Below are 1361 nucleotides of genomic sequence, written 5' to 3' on the forward strand. Positions count from 1 at the left end.
TCCCCCACGGCCCGCCGCACAGGCGGGGTGGGAGTGCCCGGGCGAGGAGCCGGATTTCCGGCCCCTCGCCACGGAGCTGTGGCGCTTAGATCTTGCCGACCAGGTCCAGCGACGGGGTCAGGGTCTTCTCGCCTTCCTTCCACTTGGCCGGGCAGACCTGGTTCGGGTTGGCGGCGGTGAACTGGGCAGCCTTCAGCTTGCGCAGGGTCTCGGAGACGTCACGGGCGATCTCGTTGGAATGGATTTCCATGGTCTTGATCACGCCTTCCGGATTGATCACGAAGGTGCCGCGCAGGGCCAGGCCTTCTTCCGGAATGTGCACGCCGAAGGCGTTGGTCAGCTGGTGGGTCGGGTCGCCGACCAGCGGGAACTGCGCCTTGCCCACGGCCGGCGAGGTTTCATGCCACACCTTGTGCGAGAAGTGGGTGTCGGTGGTGACGATGTAGACCTCGGCACCGGCCTTCTGGAACTCGGCGTAATGCTCGGCGGCGTCTTCGATCTCGGTCGGGCAGTTGAAGGTGAACGCTGCCGGCATGAAGATCAGGACCGACCACTTGCCCTTCAGCGAGGCGTCGGTGACTTCGATGAACTTGCCGTTGTGGAACGCGTTGGCTTTGAACGGCTGAACCTGGGTGTTGATAAGGGACATTGAAGATTCCTCTGGGTTGAAGGGGTGGGGTGAAGCGTTGGAGCAAAGACTAATAGGCGGGATCTTATAAAACAAATGAATTTAATGCATCGGATCAATAGGTTAATGCTATCGATCCCGTTTCATCCACTGCCCACGCGGCCTGATATCGGGGGCGTTACCGGGTTTCCAAGGCGGTTCCGGCTGAACCTGAATGATCTGGCATAGGCAGGCTTTATCCATCGCCCCGCGATGGCGGTAGGCAGCGCCGGGCGCGGTGACTATCCTCGCCCCCTTGGAAAATTCCCGCGAAGAGGTAGAGAAGTGTCCACGGTGAAGGTTGCCGAGCTGTTGCGGGAAGCCGCTACGCGTCTGTCCGGTGAAGACGCCCGCCATGAGGCCGAACAGTTGCTGCTGCATGTGCTGGGGGTGGAGCGGGCCTGGCTGTTCGCCCATGCCACCGACGCGGTGGCCGACGAGGCCCGGCAGCGGTTCGAACTGCTGCTGCAGCGCCGGGCCGAGGGCCATCCGCTGGCTTATCTGACCGGCCGGCGCGGTTTCTGGACGCTGGACCTGCAGGTCAATACCGCCACGCTGATCCCGCGCCCGGAAACCGAGCTGCTGGTGGAACAGGCGCTGGCACGGTTGCCGGCCGATGACATGGTGCGGGTGGCCGACCTGGGCACCGGCAGCGGTGCGGTGGCCCTGTCCATCGCCAGCGAGCGCCCGTTGG

At 63.6% G+C, this 1361-nt stretch carries 2 protein-coding genes; one reads left to right on the top strand and one right to left on the bottom strand.

From position 1 onward, the window contains the following. Positions 1–85 precede the first annotated feature (85 nt). A complete protein-coding gene (gene ahpC, locus JCM9942_RS15985) occupies positions 86–649 on the bottom strand; it encodes an alkyl hydroperoxide reductase subunit C (RefSeq protein WP_054660843.1) in 564 nt (187 codons plus the stop codon). A 303-nt stretch (positions 650–952) separates the two neighbouring features. Between ahpC and JCM9942_RS15990 the strand changes: the two genes are divergently transcribed. Continuing rightward, positions 953–1361, top strand: a 409-nt coding sequence (locus tag JCM9942_RS15990; RefSeq protein ID WP_256202409.1) for a N5-glutamine methyltransferase family protein, incomplete at its 3' end; no start/stop codon positions are given.

This window comes from Stenotrophomonas pictorum JCM 9942, from assembly GCF_001310775.1.
GTDB classification, from domain to species: Bacteria; Pseudomonadota; Gammaproteobacteria; order Xanthomonadales; family Xanthomonadaceae; genus Stenotrophomonas; species Stenotrophomonas pictorum.

What these genes read in the sequence shown, in the direction of transcription:
- ahpC (WP_054660843.1), bottom strand. Translation starts at nt 649, where the DNA reads ATGTCCCTTATCAACACCCAGGTTCAGCCGTTCAAAGCCAACGCGTTC.